The sequence below is a fragment of the Verrucomicrobium sp. genome, from assembly GCA_028283855.1.
Lineage (GTDB): Bacteria > Verrucomicrobiota > Verrucomicrobiia > Methylacidiphilales > GAS474 > GAS474.
In genome coordinates this window covers 1,055,405-1,077,351 of record JAPWJX010000003.1, presented here as the reverse complement: position 1 = coordinate 1,077,351, position 21,947 = coordinate 1,055,405, and the positions used below count along the sequence as shown (strand labels likewise).

The following is a 21,947-nucleotide window of genomic DNA, read 5'->3' as shown; positions in this document are numbered from 1 at the left end:
AGAAGGCTAGGCGGTCGCGCGGGCGAATTTCTCCTCCAACAGGCGGTGCAGGGAGGCGGAGAGCTCCGGATCGTTCAGGCGCTCCAGCACCTCGTCAAAGAAACCGAGGACGAAGAGGTGGCGGGCCACCGGCGTGGGGATGCCGCGCTGCGCCATGTAAAAGAGCTCCTCCGGGCTGATCTGCCCGGCGGTGGCGCCGTGGGTACAGCGGACCTCGTTCGCCTCGATCTCCAAGCCGGGCAGGGAGCTGGCCTGCGCCGTGGGGGAAAGGAGGAGGTTGCGGTTGCTCTGGTAGGCGTCCGTCTGCTGCGCGCCGGGGTCGACGCGGATCATGCCCGCGAAGATGGTGTGCGCCGTATCGGCCAAGGCGTTCTTGTAGAGAAGGTCGCTCGTCGTATTCGGCGCGGCGTGCTCCTGGTAGGTGCGCTGGTCGAATTCCTGCGTCCCGTGGGCGGCCGTCAGGGAGAACATCTCGCTGCGCGCGCCGGAACCCATCATGCGGCTCCGGTTCTCCATGCGGGCGTAGTGGGAACCCAGGTTCAGGTGGAGGCTGGCGGCGTGCCCGTCCTTCTCCACCGTGGTGGAGCCAAGCTGGAGGGAAACGGCCTTCTCGTCCCAGTTCTGCACGGCGACGTGGCGGACGCGCGCCCCCGCCCCGGCATAGACGTCGCCCGCGACGCAGGCGAAGCCACCCCGCGCGCCGGTCGTGGAGGCGTAGGTGACCTCCAGGGAGACCTGGGCGTTGTCCTCCGCGATGATGAGGGTGTGCGGGAAGACGGCGGCCTCCGCGTCGGCCAGCCAGAAGGAGGCCTGGAGGGGCGCCTTCACCTCGACCCCGGCGGGGACGTAGAGGAGGATGCCGGCGCGGCAGAAGGCGCGGTGGAGCGCCTCGAAGCGGCGCGCCCCCAGGCCGGTTTCCCGGGCCATGAAATATTTCTTGAGGAGGGCGGACGCCTTGGCGTCGCGCAGGGCCTCGGCCAGCGGCAGGAAGACGACGCCCTGGGCGGCCAGCTCTTTGGAGATCGGCTCGTGGACCAAGAGGGTATCGTTGGCGTAGCAGACACGGCCCGCCGGGGCCTTCCCGTAGAGGGAGCCGCCGGCCTTCTCGATCTCGGCACGGGCCGCGGCGCTCACCGGGAGGGCGGCACGGAAACCTTCCGTGGCCACGCGGGCCAGGTCGGTGAAGCGCCAGCCCTCTTCCTTGCGGTGGGGGGCGGGGAGCTTTTCATAGCGGCCCCAGGCCTCTTCCTGGGCGGCGCGCCACCAAGCTGGCGCGGAGGCGGCGGCGTCGGCCTGGGGAAGGCGGTCGAGGGGCAGGCCCGGCGCGGCGGACGCGGCGGGGCTTTCAAGGGTGGTCGAAGAAGACATGGGTTGGGGAAAGAAACGAAGGGTTAGCCGACGGAGCCTTCCATCTCCAGGTCGATGAGGCGCTTAAGCTCCACGCTGTATTCGAGCGGGAACTGGCGCACCAGGTCGTTGACGAAGCCGTTGACGGAGAGGCTCATCGCCGCCGCCTCGGAAAGGCCGCGCTGCTGCATGTAGAAGATCTGCTCGGCGCTGACCTTGCTCACGCTGGCCTCGTGCTGGACGGAGTTGCGGTTGCCCTGCACCTCGATGGCGGGGTAGGTGTCCGTGCGGGAGTTGGTATTGATGAGCAGCGCGTCGCACTCCGTGTTGTTCTTGCACCCGGAGAGGTGGCTGGGGATCTCCACCAGGCCGCGGTAGGTGGCCCGGCCCGCGCCCACGCTGATGCTCTTGGAGACGATCGTGCTGGTCGTCTCGTCGGCCTCGTGGACCATCTTGGCGCCGGTGTCCTGGTGCTGGCCGTCGTTGGCCAGGGCGATGCTGACGACCTCGCCGCGGGCGCGGCGGCCCTTCATGACCACGCCGGGATACTTCATGGTCAGGCGGGAGCCGATGTTGCAGTCGATCCACTTCACCTCGGCGTCCTCGTAGGCGAAGCCGCGCTTGGTGACCAGGTTGAAGACGTTGGGCGCCCAGTTCTGGACGGTGATGTACTGGATCTTGGCCCCCTTGAGGGCGACCAGCTCCACCACCGCGCTGTGCAGGGTGGCGGTATCGAACTTCGGGGCGGTGCAGCCCTCCATGTAGGTCACCTCCGCGCCCTCGTCGGCGATGATGAGGGTCCGCTCGAACTGGCCGAAGTTCTGCGCGTTGATGCGGAAGTAGGCCTGGAGCGGGTGGGAAACCTTCACCCCGGGCGGCACGTAGATGAAGCTGCCGCCGGAGAAGACGGCGCTGTTCAGGGCGGAAAACTTGTTGTCGCCGCTGGGGATGACCTTGCCGAACCACTTGCGGAAAATCTCCGGGTGCTTGTGCAGGCCTTCCGTGCTGCCGACGAAGATGACGCCCTGCTCGCCGACGGCCGCCTTGATGTTGGAGTAGGCCGCCTCGCTGTCGAACTGGGCCTCTACGCCCGCCAGGAACTTGCGCTCCTGCTCGGGGATGCCCAGGCGCTCGAAGGTGCGCTTGATGTCGTCCGGCACCTCTTCCCAGGTGCGCTTCGGCTGCTGGCCCTGGGAAAGGTAGTAGCGGATCTTGTCGAACTCGATCGCTTCCAGATCCTTCGTCGCCCAGTTGGTGGGCATGGGGCGGTCGCTGAAGATCTTCAGCGCGCGCTTGCGGAAGTCCCGGATCCAATCCGGATCCTTCTTCACGTCGCAGATGTAGTCGACCGTCTTCTCGGAAAGGCCCACGCCCGCGTCGTAGGCGTATTCCATCTCATAATGGAAATCGCCCGCGCTGCGGTCGATATCGATCGCCATTTCCGGCTTCTCTTCGACGGGAGGGATGCTCATACGGTTGCGAGTTCCTCGGCCTGTTTGACGCCGTATTGGGCCAGGATCTTGTCGTAGCCTTCCTTTTCCAGGCGCAGGGCCAGATCCTTGTCCCCGGTGTGGATGATCCGGCCCGCGGCCAGGATGTGGACCTTGTCCGGCACGATGTAGTCGAGCAGGCGCTGGTAGTGGGTGATGACCAGGATGCCGCGCTCCGCGCCACGCAGGGTGTTCACCCCGTTGGCGACGATGCGCAGGGCGTCGATGTCCAGGCCGGAATCGGTCTCGTCCAGCACGGCGTAGCGGGGCTCGAGCATCGCCATCTGGAGAATCTCGTTCCGCTTCTTCTCGCCGCCGGAGAAGCCCTCGTTGACATAGCGGGAGGTGAACTCCCGCTTCATCTCCAGGGCGTCCATCTTCTTGTAGAGAGTCTGGTAAAACGCGGGGGCGTCCAGCTCCTCCCCTTCCGGAAGGCGGGCCTGGAGAGCGGCGCGCAGGAAGTTGGCGATGGTGACGCCGGTGATTTCGCTCGGATACTGGAAGGCCATGAAGAGGCCCTTGCGCGCGCGCTCGTCGGGCTCCATCTCCAGGATGTTCTCGCCGTCCAGGATGACCTCGCCGCCGGTCACGGTATAATCGGGATGGCCGCTCATCACCTTGGCCAGAGTGCTCTTGCCGGAGCCGTTCGGCCCCATGATGGCATGCACCTCACCGGTGGGGATCTCCAGGTTCAGTCCGCGGAGGATCTCCTTTTCTCCGATCTTGGCGTGCAAATCTTTAATAATGAGACTCATAAATTTGAAGCGGGCCATCCTACCCCAACGCCATCCCCAGCGCAAACAAACAGTATTGCGCCGGTCGTCCCCCAGGGGCAGGATGACCCCGTTTCCCTTGAACGGAGCGTAGCTCAGCCTGGTAGAGCGCTAGCTTTGGGAGCTAGATGTCGCAGGTTCAAATCCTGTCGCTCCGAAGGGCAATTCTTTCCCCCTTACGGCGGCAATTCACGCCGGAAAGAATTTTTTTCCGCCCCCTTTAATTTCACAACTCGTTCTTTAAAAGCTTCTTACGAAAGATTCGTCCCCTTGGCACATGCGCTGCTGAAAGAAGTCATGCGGCCCACTAGCTCCTTCTCGGTTTCCTACACCTCCAGTACGGACGGCGCCTCCCTCCCCTTCCTGCAACAGCTGATCGAGCTGGAACAGGCCCTGGAGGTCGAGGACCTCGACGCCGCCCGGGAAATCTGCGCCCAACTTCAAGAGCAATCCCTGGCCCCCCGCCTCTATCAGGACATCGAAATGCGGGACGCGGGCAAGGTCACCGGCGTCGCCACCCTGACGCGCAGCAGCCGCTAGAGAGATCGCCGGGACATGGGGGTGCTCCTGAGCCAGGCAGCCGTCGCCGCCGCTCTCCAACGCAAAGCCGAGTGGGACGCCCAGGGGGTAAAGACCCCCCTGAAGGCCAGCTTCCTGACCATCGACCGTCAGCCCGAATACATCCACGCCACGCTCAAAAGCTTCCTGGAACAAGACCCCCTGGCCGCCTTGCTCCTGCCGGTGAATCTGATCGTCGGCACCACCCACGCCGACTACGTCCGCCCTTACGAAGAAATGGGCCTGGCCCGCATCTTTGCCGCCTCCGAGCAGGAAGCCCGGATCATGGAGATCTTCCCCGTGCCGGACGACCGCCGGGTACACTACAAGACCGTCTTCAACTACTGGCGCAGCCTCTTCCTGGGGCTGGCGGCGGAAGACAAACTCCTCCTCTTCGAGGACGACGTAAGCTTCACCTCCAACTGGCTGCAAAAATTCACCGTCCTGGCCAAAGGCGCCCACGGCATCAAGCCGGACGACTTCGTCTTAAGCCTCTACTCCCCCCTGCAGATCGAGCCCGGCCCCCCGGGCTTCATCGAAATGGAGGCCGTCAATTTCTACGGCGCCCAAGGCATCTACTACCCCCCGCAAGTCCGCCGAAAAATCGCCTCCTACGTGGAGGCAAACGGCGTCCGCCTTTACACCAAAGCCAACGACCTCCTCCTCCGGGACTACTGCGTCACCCGCGAATGCCCGCTGGCCGTCCTGCGCCCCTCCCTCATCCAGCATGAAGGAATGATCACCACCGGCCTCTCCCCCCACCCCACCAAGGGACACCGGGCCCCCAGCTTCATTCCCTAAGGAAACAGCCGAAAGACCGCGTAAGGCGCCGTGCGGGCACTCTTGCCGCCGTTGAAACGCGGCATGTTCTCAACCTGGGAACAGGTGAAGTAAAGACTTCCGTCCGGCCCCGTGGCGAAGGTGTCCGGCCACAGAAACCGCGGATCGCGGCAGACCTCCTGCACAGCCTCACCCGGCACCACACTGCGGATCACACCATCTTCCAGGCAGGAGAGATAGATCCGGCCGTCCTTCCCCAACCCCAGCCCGTCGACCGGCCCCGTGTCAGCCACCGCCCTCACCTGCGCAGCCAACTCCGCGGGCTTGAGCGCCGGGTCGCGCAGCGCCGCCGTCGGCACGCTGTAAAGCGTCCGGCCCGTCAATGCGTGGTAATAGAGCATCGCCTTGTCCGCGCTCAGCTCGATCCCGTCAGAAGCGATCCGGGGCGACTTTCCGTCCGGCCCCCTCAAAACCTTGCCATTCACCTGAAGGGCAAAACCCTCCTCCGGCTGCGTCGAGGGGTGATCCTGAAGCACGCGGCGCGCGCCGCCCTTTTCCAAATCGACAACCAGAACGCCGCCCAGTCCGGAATCGCTTAGGTAAGCCACCTTCCGGGCCGTGTCGATCCGCACGTCATTGATATAGCTCTTCGGCGGCGCCGCCTCCCCACTGAAGACAATCACCTTCTTCGCCCGGCCCGTCGCCAGATCGACGCCGACCAGCTTCGCCTGGCCCGGCACCACCCCCGCCAGCCCGGGCGAGCCCGTATCCAAAATCCACAGCATATCCTGATCGTCGCAAACCACACTCTGCACGCAGAAAAAGGCGTTGGTCGACGGGACACCCGCCGCCGCGCTGCCCGGACCGTCCTGGTCCCACTCCAGCGGGAAAGGCTTGAGCACGCCGCCCGGAAGCACCTCCGCCACGGAGAGATGCTTGAACTCCTCCCAATGGGGAAAGCTGACGAAAAGGCGGCCCGTCCTCGAAACCGTCACCCCCGTCACCTGCCGGTCCGGGAACTGGGCGGCCACTTCCAAATGCGCAGCCTGCGCCAACGGCGCCAGGAGAAGAAAGAAACAGAGAATACGGACCATGCTTCCTTACTTAGACCAAAATGGGGTTTGCTCAACTGCGAAGGGCCGTATCCTACCCCCGCGTGAAAGGCCTCAAACTTCCACTCCAGGCCTACCTGGATCCCGACCCCGTGGCCCAGGCCCGCTTCTTCCTGGGAAAGCAGGTCGTCGTCCAGGGACCGGAGGGCCGCTGCGCCGCCCTCATCACGGAAACGGAAGCCTACGGCGGCGCCCCGGACAAAGCCTGCCACGGCTACAACCACCGCCGCACCCCACGGACCGAACCCCTCTTCGCCCCCGGCGGCATCGCCTACGTCTACCTCTGCTACGGCCTCCACAACATGCTCAACTTCGTCACCGGCCCGCAAGGAGAACCCATGGCCGTCCTCATCCGCGCCGTGCGCGTCGTCGAAGGCCGCGATCTGGCCGCCCGGCGCCGTCCCGGCATCCCCGAATCCCGGTGGGCCGCCGGCCCCGGCATGGTCTGCCAGGCCCTGGGCATCGAACGGGCCGACAACCGCGCCCCTTTGACCGGCGCCCGCCTCTGGGTGGAAGACATCGGCCTCCTGCCCATGAAAAAAGAAATCGCCGCCGGACCACGCATCGGCGTCGCCTACGCCGCGGAATGGGCGGCCAAACCCTGGCGGTTTATATGGCAGCCGCCGGAAGCCGCGCTAAAATAATCCGCATGGACCCGCTGCGCTCCCTCCAGGAAACGCTGGAAACCTACCTGGCCGCCATCGGCGCGCAAAAACAGCCGGAACCACCACCGCTCCTTCCCTCCATGCGGGCGCTCGAAGCGTGGGAAAAGCAATGGGCTTCCCAAGCCGATCCCATGCTCCGCCACTACCTCCAGCGCCGCAGCTACGCCAAAGCGCTGGCCCTCCTCAAGGGAGAGGAAGCCGAAGGCCACTCCTAAACAAAAAAGCCGCCCCGGTTTACCCGGGACGGCTTTTTGAGAGGGGCAATCCCCGGGACTACTTCTTCGGCTCAGGGCCGCGCACCGTGATGCGGAAATCTTCCTGGATCTTCTTGGCCGCGGCATCGCTCGGCGCCAGAGAGACAATGCCTCGCGCCAGCTGATCAAGCTTCTGGGAAACCAGAGCCGCCTGCCGCAGCTGGTTCTGCACCTCAGGGAGAGTCAGCTGCTTCTGGCCGTCGGCCAAGCGGTTCCGCTGCCCGAAGAGGTTGATGAATTCCAGCGTGTTGGTGAAGAGCAGCGTGGCCAGGAGAATAGCCAGGGGAATCTGCCAGCTAAAGCAGTCCATCCAGGCGCACTCGCCGCCGGCGCAGCAGGAAGTCTTCGTTTCGGTAGGGACGGGAGGAATCGTGTCGCTCATATTCAGATAAAATTAGGAGTTAGTGACGGAAAGCTGGAGGCGCTTGAGCAAATCCTTCAGCGGCTGGTCCGTGGCCGCGGCGGAATTGACGCGCTCGACAAGGGCGCCCAGGGCCTGCCGGTTAGAGGGCAGGCTCTGCAGCACCTGCTGCGCGGAGGTCAGCTGGCCGGCCACGCTCGCATTATGGCGGCCCAGGCCAATGTTGGTCAGGACGAGGATGGCCACCAAGGCGGCCGCTATGGTCAATGAGAAGTTAAAAACACGCATGAAGTCTGGAATACCTACTTCATTTGCAGGCAATAGCAACAAAAAATAATACCCAGCAAGCAACGGCGCCGGAGGCTGCCTGAGCCCACCCCAGACAATAAAAAACCCCCGCCCGGACTTTCGCCCAGGCGGGGGATAAAACTGGCAACAACCTACTCTCGCACAACCTATAGAAGCACTACCATCGGCGATGACGCGTTTAACTTCCGTGTTCGGGATGGGAACGGGTGGAGCCACGTCTCTAAGTCACCAGAGGGCTAACTGAATGGCATTCCTGCCATCCGTCAGAATCTCTGGCGGCTCTTGTTACCTTCGTTTTAAAAAGAACAACTACGTTCTCTGAAAACTACAGGCAAAGCGAAAAAGAACATTATTTCCTGCTGAATACCAAAATAAAGCCAATCAGATAATTAGTATCGCTCCGCTAAACACATTACTGTGCGTACACGCGCGACCTATCAACGAGGTGGTCTACCTCGATCTTAATGGGGAGATCTCATCTTGGGATAGGCTTGGCGCTTAGATGCTTTCAGCGCTTATCCTTTCCGAGCATAGCTACCCGGCGCTGCGACTGACGTCACAACCGGAACACCAGAGGCTCGTCATTCCCGGTCCTCTCGTACTAAGGAATGAACCCCTCAAATCTCCTGCGCCCACAGTGGATAAGGACCGAACTGTCTCACGACGTTCTGAACCCAGCTCGCGTACCGCTTTAACCGGCGAACAGCCGGACCCTTGGGACCTTCTCCAGCCCCAGGATGCGATGAGCCGACATCGAGGTGCCAAACCGCGCCGTCGCTATGAACGCTTGGGCGCGATCAGCCTGTTATCCCCGGCGTACCTTTTGTCCGTTGAGCGATGGCAATTCCACTTTCTACCACCGGATCACTTGGTCCTACTTTCGTATCTGCTCGACTTGTTGGTCTCGCAGTTAAGCTCCCTTCTACCCATGTGCTCGGCGCATGATTACCAACCATGCTGAGGGAACCTTCGAACTCCTCCGTTACTCTTTTGGAGGAAACCGCCCCAGTCAAACTGACCCGCTGCCATTGTCCCCCCGCCCGATTCAGGGCAATAGGGGTTAGAATTCTCATGAAGAAAAGGTGGTGTTTCATTGTCGGCTCCATGATCCCCGCAAGGATCACTTCAAAGCCTTCCACTTACGCTAAGTATTCCACATAAAAATCCAGTAACAGCTTACAGTAAAGGTGCACGGGGTCTTTCCGTCCTACTGCAGGAAGGCGGCATCTTCACCGCCATTACAACTTCGCTGAGCTCCTCTTTGAGACAGTCGTCAACTCGTTACACGATTCGTGCAGGTCGGAACTTACCCGACAAGGAATTTCGCTACCTTAGGACCGTTATAGTTACGGCCGACATTCACTGGGACTTGGGCTCAAAGCTTCGCCTTGCGGCTAACCTCTTACCGTAATCTTCCAGCATTGGTCACGTGTCACTCCCTATACGTCGTCTTGCGACTTGGCAGAGAGCTGTGTTTTTGTTAAACAGTCGGTTGACGCGATTAACTGCGGCCCCCTTTCGAGGGCACCCCTTCTTCCTAAGTTACGGGGTTAATTTGCCGAGTTCCTTAAAGAGGTTTCACTCACGCGCCTTAGTCTATTCGACCCACCCACCTGTGTCGGTTTACGGTACGGGCACCTTAGTATACATAGGAGCTTTTCTTGGCACATGCTTTAATGAATCCCCTCAGGATTGCTCCCTTGGGTCACCTTGCGGCACAAGGACATTCAACACCTCGCTCATCTCCGCACATGCGTCCCTCCTACTTAAATGTCGGTGGCGCTGGAATATTAAACCAGCTTGACATCGCCTACGCCTTACGGCCTCGACTTAGTTCCCGGCTAACCCTGGGAGGACGAACCTTCCCCAGGAAACCTTGGGTTTACGGCGGACAGGAATTCAACCTGTCTTATCGCTACTCATGTCTGCATCCTCACTTCTAAGCGCTCCACAGTTGGTTTCCCTCCTGCTTCACAGCCCTTAGAACGCTCCCCTACCATGCGCCAGGATCGAAATCCTGGCGTATCCGTAGCTTCGGTATAGTGCTTAATCGCCAATCATTTTCGGCGCTAAGTTTCTCGATGAGTCAGCTATTACGCACTGTTTAAATGATGGCTGCCTCTAAGCCAACATCCTCACTGTTTTAGAAACTTAACATCCTTTCCACTTAGCACTATTTGGGCACCTTAGCTGACGATCTGGATTGTTTTCCTCTCGACAACGAAGCTTATCCCTCGCTGTCTGACTCCCGTGTTTCACCCTGCGCTATTCGGAGTTTGATTGGATTCGGTATCCGGGTGTGGACCCTAGTCCATCCAGTGCTCTACCCGCGCAAGTCAGCACACGAGGCTAGCCCTCAAGCTATTTCGGGGAGAACCAGCTATCAGGGGGTTTGATTAGTCTTTCGCTCCTACACACAGTTCATCACAGAAGTTTTCAACCTTCACGTGTTCGGCCCTTCATTTCCGGTTAAGGAAACTTCAGCCTGACCATGCGTAGATCACCTCCCCTTCGGGTCTACTGCCAGCGGCTATGGTCGCCCATTTCGGACTCGCTTTCGCTTCGCCTTCACTCCAAAGGAGCTTTGACTCGCCACGGACAGTAACTCGCAGACTCATTAAGCAAAAGGCACGCTATCACCCTTGCGGGCTCTAACACCTTGTAAGCACATAATTGCAGGTTCTATTTCACTCCGCTCACAGCGGTTCTTTTCACCTTTCCCTCACGGTACTGGTTCACTATCGGTCGCTGACTTGTATTTAGCCTTATGCCGTGGTCGGCACAGATTCACACGAAGTTTCACGTGCATCGTGTTACTCAGGGTACCTCTAGGTATGGTCGTGTTTTCGATTAAAGGCCTCTCACCTTCTATGGGGCGACTTTCCATCCGCTTCATCTAACACAACCAAGTCCACGTTGAGGCCCTACAACCCCCAGGAGCAAGCTCCCAGGTTTGGGCTTTTCCGCTTTCGCTCGCCACTACTTACGGAATCATTGTCATTTTCTATTCCTCTGCTTACTGAGATGTTTCACTTCAGCAGGTGTCGCATGACCGGAGCTATGAATTCACTCCAGCATAGCCCGACATAACTCGGGCTGGGTTACCCCATTCAGAAATCCCCGGATCAAAGTGTGCTTACCACTCCCCGAGGCTTATCGCAGTTTGCCACGTCTTTCATAGCCATTCAGCGCCAAGGCATTCATTATGTGCTCTTAGTAGCTTTTTAATTTGGTTCTCGGATCCGATCTGACCGTTGCCGATCAAACCGGACTCTCGCATTCAGCAAAAAAGTTGTAATTCTTTTCCGCGTTACCTGTAGTTTTCAAAGAACGCTGCCCCGTCTTATTGACGGTGCAAATCGTTGCCGTATCGGGAATCGAGACGAGATAGAATGGTGGGCCTGACTGGACTCGAACCAGTGACCCTGCGCTTATCAAGCGCATGCTCTAACCAACTGAGCTACAGGCCCTGGAAGCTTTTTGTCAGGGAGACTACCTTGCCGTGGAGGCAAGGGGATTCGAACCCCTGACCTATAGCTTGCAAAGCTACCGCTCTACCAACTGAGCTATGCCCCCGTAGGTGACTGTTTGGCCAGGATTCTAAACCAGCAAAGTAAAAGACACAAAACTGAATTGTGCGGAACATCAAGTACCTGAGCCCTTTCGAGCTCTAGGTTTTAACGGCATAACCAAAGGTTGCCCTTTGGCGTTAGCCGTCGACCTTGTCGTTCAACCTAGCTTCATGCAGTCCCGAAGGACCGAAGAAGTAGGGATCGACATACTCCTTAGAAAGGAGGTGATCCAGCCGCAGGTTCCCCTACGGCTACCTTGTTACGACTTCATCCCAATCACCGACCATACCTTAGGCGGAAACCGACTTCGGGTACAATAGGCTTTCATGATGTGACGGGCGGTGTGTACAAGGCCCGGGAACGTATTCACGGCGCCGTAGCTGATGCGCCATTACTAGCGATTCCAACTTCATGGAGGCGAGTTGCAGCCTCCAATCCGAACTGGGCCCAGTTTTGGGGATTCGCTCCACCTTGCGGTATTGCTTCCTTCTGTACTGGGCATTGTAGTACGTGTGCAGCCCTGGCCGTAAGGGCCATACTGACTTGACGTCATCCCCACCTTCCTCCCCGTTAAACAGGGCAGTCTGACCAGAGATCCTTTCGGCAACAGGTCATAGGGGTTGCGCTCGTTGCGGGACTTAACCCAACATCTCACGACACGAGCTGACGACAGCCATGCAGCACCTGTGCAATTCGGTCTTGCGACCCAGCGACTTTCATCGCCTGAACAATGCATGTCAAGGCCAGGTAAGGTTCTTCGCGTTGCATCGAATTAAGCCACATACTCCACCGCTTGTGCGGGCCCCCGTCAATTTCTTTGAGTTTTAATCTTGCGACCGTACTCCTCAGGCGGTGCGTTTAACGAGTTATCTACGGCACCAACGGGGTCGAATCCGCTAGCGCCTAACGCACACCGTTTACGGCCAGGACTACTGGGGTATCTAATCCCATTTGCTCCCCTGGCTTTCGTGTTTCAGAGTCAGGAATCTTCCAGGAAACCGCTTTCGCCACCGGCGTTCCTCTTGATATCTACGCATTTCACCGCTACACCAAGAATTCCGTTTCCCCCTCCGATCCTCTAGCTAGGCAGTATCGAATGCAGTTCCACTGTTAAGCAGTGGGATTTCACACCTGACTTACCTAGCCTCCTACACACCCTTTACGCCCAGTGAATCCGAACAACGCTCGGGACCTCTGTATTACCGCGGCTGCTGGCACAGAGTTAGCCGTCCCTTCCTCCCTGCATACTATCAGACTTGGGCGGTATTAATGCCCAAGCTTTGCTCTGCAGTGACAGGAGTTTACAATCCGAAAACCTTCATCCTCCACGCGGCGTCGCTCCATCAGGGTTGCCCCCATTGTGAAAAATTCTCGACTGCTGCCACCCGTAGGTGTCTGGACCGTGTCTCAGTTCCAGTGTGGCTGGTCGTCCTCTCAGACCAGCTACCCGTCATAGCCTTGGTGAGCCATTACCTCACCAACTAGCTGATAGGCCGCGGGCTCCTCGAAAAGCGTCAGGCCTTGCGGTCCCCGACTTTGAAGTTGCCTTCACATGGGGTATTACCCCGCCTTTCGGCGGGCTATCCCCCACTTTCCGATAGATTCCCACGTGTTACGCACCCTTTCGCCACTCAACTTTTTTAGTATTGCTACCAAAAAAGTCGCGTTCGACTTGCATGTCTTATCCACGCCGCCAGCGTTCGTTCTGAGCCAGAATCAAACTCTCCGTAAATAAACGGTTGCTTTGAGCGAACCCAAAGAAACCGAGTTTAAGCGTGAGCTTGAACTGACCTTCACTTGCCAATTGGAACGAGTCCAATTGTCGTTTGGTCATAAAACGTCAACCAGCGATTGCTCGCTGATTAACGAGTGTTAATACTCTTAAGAACTTGACGTTCCGCACAATTCAATTTTGTGCTTTCCGTCTTTGCTGTCTCATCTATCTCGAAATCTTTCGCTCGGTTTTATCAACCGGCGACCGATTCCCAATATTGCCAAAGAACGATCGGCTTCACTTCGGAAACCGAAAATTGTTTTATCCTCACGTTGGCTAGGCCTCCGTGGGAGCCGTGTATCATGCGTACCTTTTTCTAAGTGTCTAGCACCAATTTCGATTTTTTTCGATTTGGCGCTTTCGAACTTTCGAAAGCATCGCGCCGATATCGCGGCGAACAGAACAAGCGGGACGAGGAACATATAAAAACCACCGCAAAGGGCAATGGTTTTTTTGCAGGTTTTTCCGTACAAACTCGCTTTCCGTTGATGGAAAGGGAGATGCGGGACGAAAAAATTCGGCTTATTCGGCGTCTTCGTCGCCGGTGAAGCTCACTTTTTCGAAGCGGCGCACCTGCCGGGCGTGCGCGTCGTAGCTGAAAAGCTCCGCAAAACGGCCCCAATTGAGGATCGTTTTCCAGAGGATGCGCGGTTTTTCGTGCGGGAAAATGGCTCCAAGCCGCTCCACCACTTGATCTTCGTCGATCACCTTCTCCGGCGACGCGTCGATGAGGCGCAGCACCAGCTCGAAGATCTTCACTTTGCGGATCTGTTCCTGCAGGAGGTCCGTCTTCTCCTGCGTGTCGAGCGCGTTGAAGCGTTTACCGAGGGCGGTGAGCACGACGTCATGGCCCGGGGTGTCGACGAAGCCCAGTAATTCCGCGGCTTTGACGACGACGAGGGTGGCGCCGAAGTCTTTGCCGATCTGGCAGGAGAGGTCGTAGATGTCTTCGGGCACGTCGCCCAGGAGGGTGAGCAGGCCCTGCACTTCGGAGAGGAGCGCGCGCGGCAGCGGGCTGACGGGGACGATGTGCGGCGCGGCCTTTTCCTCCGTGGCGGCGTCGGGCGATTCCGGCGTGACGGCGACGGAGACGGTGGTGACGGGCCCGTCCGGCAGGATGGTCTGGGTGAGGATGCCGTGGACTTGGTCGACGAGCTGTTTGAAAGGCGCGCTGTCCGGGTCGCGCGGATAGGGCAGCGGGTTTTCGACGACGGTCTGAATCCGCCCGGGATGGGAGGCCAGGACGACGATGCGGCGCGCCATGAGGACGGCTTCCTGGATGTTGTGGGTGACCAGGACCATGCTGTTGAGGCTGAGGTCGGGATCGGTCCACAGGCGCAGCAGCTCGGTGCGGAGGGTTTCCGTGGTGAGGACGTCCAGGGCGCTGAAGGGCTCGTCCAGACAGAGGATTTCCGGCTGGGCGACGATGGCGCGGGCGAAGCCGACGCGCTGTTTCATGCCGCCGGAAAGCTCCTTCGGCAGGGAATCGGCGTAGCCCTGGAGGCCGACGAGGTCGATGATGTGCTCGAGCCGCTCGAACTGCTCGCGCTCTTCCAGGCCCAGCTTGTGCAGGCCCAGGAGGATGTTTTGGCTGACGGTGAGCCAGGGGAAGAGGGCGAAGTTCTGGAAGACCATGGCCACGCCGGGGTTGATGCCGTGGAGGCGCTCGTCCTTGAAGCGGACCTCCCCTTCCGTCGGGTGGATGAGGCCGGTGAGGATGCGCAGGAGGGTCGACTTGCCGCAACCGGAGGGGCCCAGGAGGGCGACCATGTCGTTCCGCTCGATGGTGAGGCTGACGTCTTGCAGCGCCAGGTCGGTGGTCTGGCCGCCGAAGCGGTGGGTGATGCCGCGCAGTTCGGCCAGGTGGGGTGCGGAAGCCATATTAGAAGGTTCTAGTTGAGGATGCGGCAGCGGGACTCGGCCATCTGCTGAAGGGGTTTCCACAGGAAACGGTTGAGGCCCACGACGACGAGGGCCATGAGGATGACGGAGGCGGCCAGGACGGGGTAGTCGCCCCGGTCGGTGGCCTCGCTGATGATGGAGCCCAGGCCCAGGGTGGTGTGGGCGCCGCTGTTCACGTATTCGGAAACGATGCTGGCGTTCCACGCGCCGCCGGCGGCGGTGATCCAGCCGGTGACCAGGGCGGGGAAGATGGCGGGCAGGTAGAAGTTCTTCCAGCGCGCCCAGCCTTTCAGGCCCAGGACCCGTCCGCAGGCGTGGAGATCGGCCGGGATGGCGGCGGCGCCGGAGATGACGTTGAAGAAGATGTACCACTGGGTCCCCATGAGCATGAGGATGACCGCCCCCCAACTGAGGGACCCGTGGATGAGAAAAAGGAGGGTGAGGATGGTGTTGAAGACCATGGGCGACGGGAAGGAGGCCGCGACCTGGATGATGGGCTGGAAGATCCGCTGGAGCCGGGGCCGCATGCCGATGTAGACGCCGACGGGGACGGTCCACAGGGTGCCCAGGGCCAGCGCGCTGAAGACGCGCGCGGCGGTCAGCCCGGTGCCGCCCAGGATGGTGAGCCACTCCCGCCAGTGGAGCATGAGAACCAGGCGGCAGATTTTCCACGCGCCGTAAAGGGCCAGCCCGCCCAGGACGGCCAGAAAGAGCCGGTAGAAGAAGCGGCTCGAGCGGGAGGGAGGCGCCTCCACGCCGACGACCGGCGCGGCGCTGTCCAGGCCCAGGCGGCTCTGGAGTTCCTTAATGCGGGGACGCTGGAGGAACTCGATGAAGTCGCGGATCAGCGTGGAGCGGACGAGGATGTCGAGGAACCAGGAGTGGTCGGCCGGGCCGTTCTGCACGTCCTCCAGCTTGAAGCGCTGGGTCCAGACGACCAGAGGACGGAAGAGCAGCTGATCGAGGACGACGATCATGAGCATCATCGCCACGATGGCGCCGATCTGCGCCCACCCGTTCCCCTCCTGCTGGGCCACGCTCATATAGGAGCCGAGGCCCGGGAGGCGGAAATCCTTGTTCCCCAGGGTGAAGGCTTCCGTGATGGTGAGGAAGAACCAGCCCCCCGCCATCGACATCATGCTGTTGAAGACCAGGCCGTTGGCGGCCAGGGGCAGCTCCACGCCCCAGAGGAACTGGCGGGTGGAGAGCCCGGTGAGCCGCGCCACGGCGACGAAGTCCTGCGGCACGCTCTTTAAGGAATAGTAGAAGCTGAAGGTCATGTTCCACACCTGGCCGGTGAAGAACATGAGGACGCAGGCCAGCTCCAGGCCGAAGTTGGAATGGGGAAAGAGGCCGACGAGCGCCAGGACCAAGCCCGGCAGGAAGCCGAGGACGGGGATGCTCTGCAAAATGTCCAGGGCGGGGATGAGGATCTTCTCCGCCTTGGCGTCATACGCCGCCCAACGGGCGTAGATGAAGGTGAAGAGGAGGGAGAAGGCGTAGGCGACCAGGCCGCGCGAGAGGGTGTAGAGGGTGTATTGCGGCAGCCGCCAGAAGCTCAGGTCCATGTCGACCTTCGCCCTCAGCGGCGCGCGCCACTCGTGCGCCACGTCGATGGTGCCGAAGAGGAGCGCGCCCACGCCCAAGAGGACCAGGAGGTTGATCCAGATAGAACCCCGGAAAAGGGAGACCGCCGCGCCGAGGGCAAAGCGCGGGTTGAAAGAACTTAAGGTCGACGCCGCCGTGGTAAAGGAGCCGAAGGGGTTGAAAACGCCGAGGAAGCCGGGCGGCGCCGGCTCCTGCCCCTCCTTTTCATGCGCGTGGGGATCAATGGCCATCGTTCAAAGGAAACGCCAACGCCATTATGCCCACATCGGTCAACCCCGCACGGCGCGGCGGGGGCGGGCGGCAGGCGCCTGCGGCCGGCGCGGCGCCCGGGCCGGCACGGGAGCCGGGACGCGGCGGGCGCGCAGCGGCTTCGGCAGGGCGGGGACGGGGACCGCGTCGGCCTCCGCCACGCGGGGACGGGCGGCGGTAAAGTCGCTGAAGGTGATGGGGCCGGTCCAGCCGCGCTGCCAGTGGACGGCGCCCAGCTGGAAGCCGGACTGCGGGAAGCTGGCGGGCATGTCGACCATGCACAGCTCCTTGAAGCCGAAGCCGTTTTCCCGGACGTCCCGTACCCGGGCCTTCGTCCAGGCGTGGTTCACCGTCATGAGGAAGACGATGTCGTCGGCCACCTGCATGCCGTGGAGCAGGAATTCCCGGATGCGGCTCCAGGGAGGATTAGTGAAGACCCAATCGACCCGCTCCGTCCAATCGAGAAAGTCGCGCCCCTCCAAAATTTCACACCAGGGGGAGCCGGGGGGCAGCAAATCGTAAATGTGCCCTTCTCCCCGGCAGGGTTCCAGGACGCGGCCTGCGGGACGGAAGTGGTCGACCAAAAGCTTGGCCAGGGGCCGGGGGGTTTGGACCACGTCATTGCTGACGTAATCCCGATTGGGCTGAAAGCGCATGAATAAGCAGCCTCCCATTTTTTACGTAAAAGTACAGAAAAAAGAAAGGGGGCCCAGCCCCTGAAGGCCGGACCCCCTTTCGAGGATTGTTTTAGGGAAGGGCGCGGGATTTGTTGAAACCCCCCAGCTTCGCGAAATCCCGCGTCCCCTCGCCTAAATGGTGCGACGGTTGCCGACCACGACGCAGGCCACGCCCGCGACGACCGCTACGGCGCCCGCCAGCGGCGGGATCCAAACGTAGTGGCTCCGGTTGGCATCGGCATGGATCGGGCCCAAGTCGAGGACCCGCTCCTTCTTCGTGTAGCTGAAGCCCTGGTACACCAGCGCCACGATGCCGGCTCCGATCAGCAACACACCCGTCAGAAATAGTGCCTTCATGATTCGTTCTCCTTCTTTTGGTTGGTCCTTACTTTCCAGGAAACCCCTGGCTTCCTTGATTGGAATTTAGCCGCCGCCGTGCCAAGCCGCGTTTATATTGCACAACCTTCTTTAAATCAGCCGCTTGCAAATTTAGCCCCTCCGCCGCTTCCATCCCCTTTTTCATGCAGAATGCCGGAAAGAAGGGGGGCCCCATCGAAAAATTGCACTCCCGGCGGGAGCGATTATGGTTCTGCCCATGTCCGCTTTCCATGACGCCCTGACCCGCTGGGCCGAATCGTACGCCCTGGAACACCAACGGAATTCTTCCCTGCGCCGCGGCGCGGAGGCCGATGGCCGCTTTGAGGCGCTCCCCGCGCTGGACGCGGCGGAGAAAGCGGCGGGCAGCCGCTTCGACACGGAGGCCGCGCGGCTGGGCAAGGAATTCAAGCTGGAACCGGCGGCATTTGCCGAGGCGCTGCGCGCCGTGCCGGAAGGCGCGGGACACGTTTTGGCGGCCCGCTTCACCCGCGCGCATTCCCGATAGCGCGCGCCCTTTTGCGCCTTCTTTCTTTTTAGAAGGCGTGAGAGAAAGCGAAAATCAGCAAGGCCTGGAAGGCCAAGGCGTAGAGGATCAGGCGGCCCATGTCGCCCGTCTGAGGACGATTGCGGCCATGATGATTCCGACGCGGACCATATTGCGGCGTCACGATATAGGGGGAAGGAAGCGTGGCGTTCATGCCATGGGAATAGCCGCAGCCGTGCCAGCCACCCCATTTTAGATCACAAGTCACTGAAACCATGCGGGTTATGATAATTTCCAATTTTTCACGTTTTTCCCGTGATTCAGGCGCTTTGCAAAGTTTCGGCCCGAATCGCCGGGACATTTTGCAAAGACCCATCAATCCATTTGCATATTATGATATACAAATAAATGCTTGCCGCATCCCTGTGGCGGCCTATTGAGATTAGGGCGATGACCACGCACATTCTGGGCTATCCCCGCATCGGGGAAAAACGCGAACTGAAGACGGCCAGCGAGGCCTTCTGGAAGGGGAAGATTTCCGAGGCCGAGCTGCAGCAGACCGCCGAGCGCCTGCGCGCCGCGCACTGGCACGCCCAGAAGCAGGCCGGGATCGACTACGTCGCCTGCAACGACTTCAGCTTTTACGACCAGGTGCTCGACACCCTCTGCCTCGTCGGCGCGGTGCCCGCTCGCTTCCACTGGGAGGGGAAGGGCGACGTCGACCTGACGACTTACTTCCGCATGGCCCGCGGCATCCTGGCCGCCGAGAAGGCCTGCGACTGCGGCCACGACCACGGCCCGTCCGAGGGCGTTCCCGCCCTGGAAATGACGAAGTGGTTCGACACGAATTACCACTACCTGGTGCCGGAGCTGGGCCCGGACACCGCCTTCCGCCTGGCCTCCCGCAAGCCCTTCAACGAATTCGCCGAGGCCAAGGCCCTGGGCCTCCGCGCCAAGCCGGTCATCCTGGGCCCCGTCACCTTCCTCTCCCTGGCGAAGGCGACCGCGCCTGGCTTCGACCGCTTCAGCCTGCTGGAGAAGATCCTCCCCGTCTATGAGGAGACGCTGAGGAAGCTCTCCGCCGCGGGCGCCGAGTGGGTCCAGCTCGACGAGCCGGTCTTCGCCCTCGACCTGAGCGCCGCCCAGCGCGCCGCGCTGGAAAAGGCCTACGCCCGCCTGGCCGCCGCCGCGCCGGGGCTGAAGATCCTTTTGGCCACCTACTTCGGCCCGCTCCAGGACAACCGGGATCTCTTCCTCTCCCTGCCCGTGGCCGGCTACCACATCGACGCCGTGCGCGGCGCGGAGGAAGCGGCCGCCGTCGCGGGCCGCGTGCCGGAGGGGAAGGTCCTCTCCGTCGGCGTCATCGACGGGCGCAACATCTGGAAGGCCGACCTGGTCCCCGCCCTGGCCCTGCTCAACGGCGTGGCCGAGCGGCTCGGAACGGAACGGCTCTGGGTGGCCCCCAGCTGTTCCCTCCTCCACGCGCCCGTCTCCCTGCGCGCGGAGCAGAAGATCGACCCGGAACTCAAGGGCTGGCTCGCCTTCGCGGAGGAGAAATTGGCGGAAGTCCGCCTCCTGGCCGACGCGCTGGCGGGCAAGGACGTCTCCGCGCCCCTGCGGGAAAACGCCGCCGCGCTGGAAGCCCGCCGCCAGAGCCCGAAGATCCACCGCGCCGACGTGGCCGCCCGCGCCGCCGCCGTCACACCCCAGGACTTCAGCCGCCAGTCCCCCTTCCCCCAGCGGCAGGCCCGGCAGCACGAGCACCTGAAACTCCCGGCCTTCCCCACCACCACCATCGGCTCCTTCCCGCAGACAGCGGAAGTCCGCGCCGCCCGCGCCAAGTGGAAGAAGGGCGAGCTTTCCAACGAGGCCTACGAGAAGTTCCTCAAGGACGAGATCGCCAAGACCGTCCGCCTCCAGGAGGAGCTGGACATCGACATGCCCGTGCACGGGGAATTCGAGCGGAACGACATGGTCGAATACTTCGGCGAGCAGCTGGAGGGCTACGCCTTCACCGAGAACGGCTGGGTCCAGAGCTACGGCTCCCGCTGCGTGAAGCCGCCCATCCTCTTCGGCGACGTCGCGCGCCGCGCCCCCATGACCGTCAGCTGGTCCCAATACGCCCAATCCCTCACCAAGCGCCCCATGAAGGGGATGCTTACCGGCCCCATCACCATGCTGCAGTGGAGCTTCGTCCGGGACGACCAGCCCCGCCGCCTCTCCGCCACCCACCTGGCGCTGGCGCTGCGGGACGAAGTCTGCGACCTGGAGAAGGCCGGCCTGGCCGCCATCCAGATCGACGAGCCCGCCCTGCGCGAGGGCCTGCCCCTGCGCCGCGGGGAATGGGAGGAATACCTGGGCTGGGCCGTGGACCTCTTCCGCCTCTCCGCCGGCGGAGTGAAGGACGAGACGCAGATCCACACCCACATGTGCTACGGGGAGTTCAACGACATCCTCCCCTCCATCGCCCGCCTGGACGCCGACGTCATCTCCATCGAGGCCAGCCGCTCCGGCATGGAGCTGCTGCGCGGCTTCGCCGACTTTAAATACCCGAACGAGATCGGGCCGGGCGTCTGGGACATCCACTCCCCGCGCGTCCCCTCCCAAAAGGAGATGGAGGACCTGCTCCGCAAGGCGCTGGCCGTCATCCCGCGCCGCAACCTCTGGGCCAACCCGGACTGCGGCCTGAAGACGCGCGGCTGGGAGGAGGTCGTCGCCTCCCTGCGCAACCTCGTCGCCGCGGCCAAGGCGCTGCGGGAAGAGAATTGACCCGGCGGACGCGGGGCCTGATTGCCATCAACGTGGGGGCGCTGCTCTTCGGCAGCGCCGCCCTCTACGGTAAGCTGGCCGCCTCCCCCGTCTGGATCGTCGCCGCGCGGGCCGCCTGCGCGGCGGCGACGCTGGGGCTCATCGCCCGCGCGCGGCGGGAGCACTCCCTGCCGCCCCCGCCGCTGCGCGCCCGCACGGCGGCGACGGGCGCGGCGCTGGCCCTGCATTGGGTCTCCTTCTTCGCCGCCGTGCAGGAAGCGGGAGTGGCCGTGGCCACTCTCACCTTCGCCGTCTTTCCCCTCTTCACCGTCCTGATCGAAAGCCGGGCGCAGCGCCGCCGCCCGCGCGGGGCGGAGCTGGCCGCCGGAGCGGCGATCGTCGCCGCCGTCGCCCTCCTGGTCGACCCGCGCGGCCACGGCGGCCGCCTCGGCGGCGCGTTCTGCGGGCTCTTTTCCGCGCTGGCCTTCGCGTGGTTCAGCCACTCCAGCAAGCGGCTGGGGGAAGCGCTCTCCCCCCTCCGGGTTTCTTTGTGGGTCAACGCGGCCGTCACCCTTCTTTTGGTGCCGTTCCTTTTCTTTTCCCGGCCCGTTCCTTCCGGTCCGGCGGCGTGGCTTTGCCTGGCCTTCCTGGGGATCGTCGGCACGGCGCTGATGCACCAGCTCTATTTCTACGCGCTTAACCGGCTCTCCGCCGCGACGTGCGGCGGCTTCGTGGCCCTGGAGCCGGTCTACGCCATCCTGCTGGCGGCTCTCTTTTTCGGAGAACCGGTAACCGGCTGGGTGGCGGTGAGCGCGGCCCTGATCGTGGGGGCTTCTTTCGCCCTTCTCCGGCTGGAGGGGGCACCCGCTCTGGAATGATATAAAACAGACGTAAACCCGCCCATTT

General features: G+C 61.8%; 18 protein-coding genes, 3 tRNA genes and 3 rRNA genes. 8 read left to right on the top strand and 16 right to left on the bottom strand.

Annotated features, from left to right (window positions below; genetic code table 11):
• Window positions 1-6: 6 nt before the first annotated feature.
• From sufD to sufC, 3 genes are read right to left on the bottom strand one after another with little or no spacing between them, the layout of a single operon-like run.
• Window positions 7-1,368: a Fe-S cluster assembly protein SufD gene (sufD, locus tag PW734_06455; GenBank protein MDE1170831.1), complete on the bottom strand. Its 1,362-nt coding sequence runs from the start codon at window positions 1,366-1,368 to the stop codon at window positions 7-9.
• A 23-nt stretch (window positions 1,369-1,391) separates the two neighbouring features.
• Window positions 1,392-2,786: a Fe-S cluster assembly protein SufB gene (sufB, locus tag PW734_06450; protein ID MDE1170830.1), complete on the bottom strand. Its 1,395-nt coding sequence runs from the start codon at window positions 2,784-2,786 to the stop codon at window positions 1,392-1,394.
• Between the two features lie 29 nt (window positions 2,787-2,815).
• Window positions 2,816-3,592: a Fe-S cluster assembly ATPase SufC gene (gene sufC / locus PW734_06445; GenBank protein MDE1170829.1), complete on the bottom strand. Its 777-nt coding sequence runs from the start codon at window positions 3,590-3,592 to the stop codon at window positions 2,816-2,818.
• Between the two features lie 102 nt (window positions 3,593-3,694).
• Here sufC and PW734_06440 point away from each other — a divergent pair.
• The 3 genes from PW734_06440 to PW734_06430 all read left to right on the top strand — a co-directional run bounded on the left by PW734_06440 (window position 3,695) and on the right by PW734_06430 (window position 4,969).
• Window positions 3,695-3,768: transfer RNA gene (locus PW734_06440), tRNA-Pro, on the top strand.
• Window positions 3,769-3,907: 139 nt separating this feature from the next.
• Window positions 3,908-4,150 (top strand): hypothetical protein, encoded by a 243-nt coding sequence (locus PW734_06435; GenBank protein ID MDE1170828.1) that lies wholly within the window; start codon window positions 3,908-3,910, stop codon window positions 4,148-4,150.
• 15 nt (window positions 4,151-4,165) lie between these two features.
• The gene (locus PW734_06430; GenBank protein MDE1170827.1) at window positions 4,166-4,969 is read left to right on the top strand and encodes a hypothetical protein; all 804 of its coding nucleotides are present in this window, start codon (window positions 4,166-4,168) and stop codon (window positions 4,967-4,969) included.
• Here the strand turns inward: PW734_06430 and PW734_06425 are convergent.
• Window positions 4,966-6,042, bottom strand: a complete 1,077-nt coding sequence (locus tag PW734_06425; protein MDE1170826.1) for an L-dopachrome tautomerase-related protein — start codon at window positions 6,040-6,042, stop codon at window positions 4,966-4,968. The two genes, PW734_06430 and PW734_06425, sit on opposite strands and share 4 nt — an antisense overlap.
• A 62-nt stretch (window positions 6,043-6,104) precedes the next feature.
• Between PW734_06425 and PW734_06420 the strand changes: the two genes are divergently transcribed.
• Together PW734_06420 and PW734_06415 are read left to right on the top strand one after the other, a co-directional pair.
• A complete protein-coding gene (locus PW734_06420) occupies window positions 6,105-6,704 on the top strand; it encodes a DNA-3-methyladenine glycosylase (GenBank protein ID MDE1170825.1) in 600 nt (199 codons plus the stop codon).
• Between the two features lie 5 nt (window positions 6,705-6,709).
• Window positions 6,710-6,940 carry a hypothetical protein gene (locus PW734_06415; protein ID MDE1170824.1) on the top strand — a complete coding sequence of 77 codons (231 nt, stop codon included), beginning with the start codon at window positions 6,710-6,712 and terminating at the stop codon, window positions 6,938-6,940.
• Between the two features lie 58 nt (window positions 6,941-6,998).
• On the opposite strand, the gene PW734_06410 is transcribed toward PW734_06415, so the two are convergent.
• The 11 genes from PW734_06410 to PW734_06360 all read right to left on the bottom strand — a co-directional run bounded on the left by PW734_06410 (window position 6,999) and on the right by PW734_06360 (window position 17,788).
• Window positions 6,999-7,361 (bottom strand): hypothetical protein, encoded by a 363-nt coding sequence (locus PW734_06410; GenBank protein MDE1170823.1) that lies wholly within the window; start codon window positions 7,359-7,361, stop codon window positions 6,999-7,001.
• A 12-nt stretch (window positions 7,362-7,373) separates the two neighbouring features.
• On the bottom strand, window positions 7,374-7,628 hold the full coding sequence (locus PW734_06405) for a hypothetical protein (protein MDE1170822.1): 255 nt from the start codon (window positions 7,626-7,628) through the stop codon (window positions 7,374-7,376).
• Between the two features lie 139 nt (window positions 7,629-7,767).
• A 5S ribosomal RNA gene (rrf, locus tag PW734_06400) occupies window positions 7,768-7,882 on the bottom strand.
• 135 nt (window positions 7,883-8,017) lie between these two features.
• Window positions 8,018-10,876: ribosomal RNA gene (locus PW734_06395) — 23S ribosomal RNA — on the bottom strand.
• 166 nt (window positions 10,877-11,042) lie between these two features.
• Window positions 11,043-11,119: transfer RNA gene (locus PW734_06390), tRNA-Ile, on the bottom strand.
• A 33-nt stretch (window positions 11,120-11,152) separates the two neighbouring features.
• Window positions 11,153-11,225 (bottom strand) — tRNA-Ala (locus PW734_06385).
• A 213-nt stretch (window positions 11,226-11,438) separates the two neighbouring features.
• Window positions 11,439-12,953, bottom strand: a 16S ribosomal RNA gene (locus tag PW734_06380).
• Together the 16S, 23S and 5S rRNA genes with 2 tRNA genes alongside form the textbook arrangement of a ribosomal RNA operon.
• A 564-nt stretch (window positions 12,954-13,517) precedes the next feature.
• On the bottom strand, window positions 13,518-14,876 hold the full coding sequence (locus PW734_06375) for a nitrate/sulfonate/bicarbonate ABC transporter ATP-binding protein (protein ID MDE1170821.1): 1,359 nt from the start codon (window positions 14,874-14,876) through the stop codon (window positions 13,518-13,520).
• Window positions 14,877-14,887: 11 nt separating this feature from the next.
• Entirely contained in the window at window positions 14,888-16,735 is a 1,848-nt protein-coding gene (locus PW734_06370) for an ABC transporter permease subunit (protein ID MDE1170820.1), read from the bottom strand.
• A 39-nt stretch (window positions 16,736-16,774) separates the two neighbouring features.
• Window positions 16,775-17,410 (bottom strand): hypothetical protein, encoded by a 636-nt coding sequence (locus tag PW734_06365; GenBank protein MDE1170819.1) that lies wholly within the window; start codon window positions 17,408-17,410, stop codon window positions 16,775-16,777.
• 153 nt (window positions 17,411-17,563) lie between these two features.
• The gene (locus PW734_06360; protein ID MDE1170818.1) at window positions 17,564-17,788 is read right to left on the bottom strand and encodes a hypothetical protein; all 225 of its coding nucleotides are present in this window, start codon (window positions 17,786-17,788) and stop codon (window positions 17,564-17,566) included.
• Window positions 17,789-18,026: 238 nt separating this feature from the next.
• Between PW734_06360 and PW734_06355 the strand changes: the two genes are divergently transcribed.
• Window positions 18,027-18,314, top strand: a complete 288-nt coding sequence (locus PW734_06355) for a hypothetical protein (GenBank protein MDE1170817.1) — start codon at window positions 18,027-18,029, stop codon at window positions 18,312-18,314.
• Window positions 18,315-18,342: 28 nt separating this feature from the next.
• Here the strand turns inward: PW734_06355 and PW734_06350 are convergent, their stop codons facing one another.
• The gene (locus PW734_06350; GenBank protein MDE1170816.1) at window positions 18,343-18,654 is read right to left on the bottom strand and encodes a hypothetical protein; all 312 of its coding nucleotides are present in this window, start codon (window positions 18,652-18,654) and stop codon (window positions 18,343-18,345) included.
• A gap of 89 nt (window positions 18,655-18,743) precedes the next feature.
• Between PW734_06350 and metE the strand changes: the two genes are divergently transcribed.
• Complete coding sequence (gene metE / locus PW734_06345; protein ID MDE1170815.1) at window positions 18,744-21,062, top strand: 5-methyltetrahydropteroyltriglutamate--homocysteine S-methyltransferase; 2,319 nt, start codon at window positions 18,744-18,746, stop codon at window positions 21,060-21,062.
• Window positions 21,059-21,919 carry a DMT family transporter gene (locus PW734_06340; protein MDE1170814.1) on the top strand — a complete coding sequence of 287 codons (861 nt, stop codon included), beginning with the start codon at window positions 21,059-21,061 and terminating at the stop codon, window positions 21,917-21,919. Before metE ends, PW734_06340 begins: the two co-directional genes overlap by 4 nt.
• Window positions 21,920-21,947: the final 28 nt, after the last annotated feature.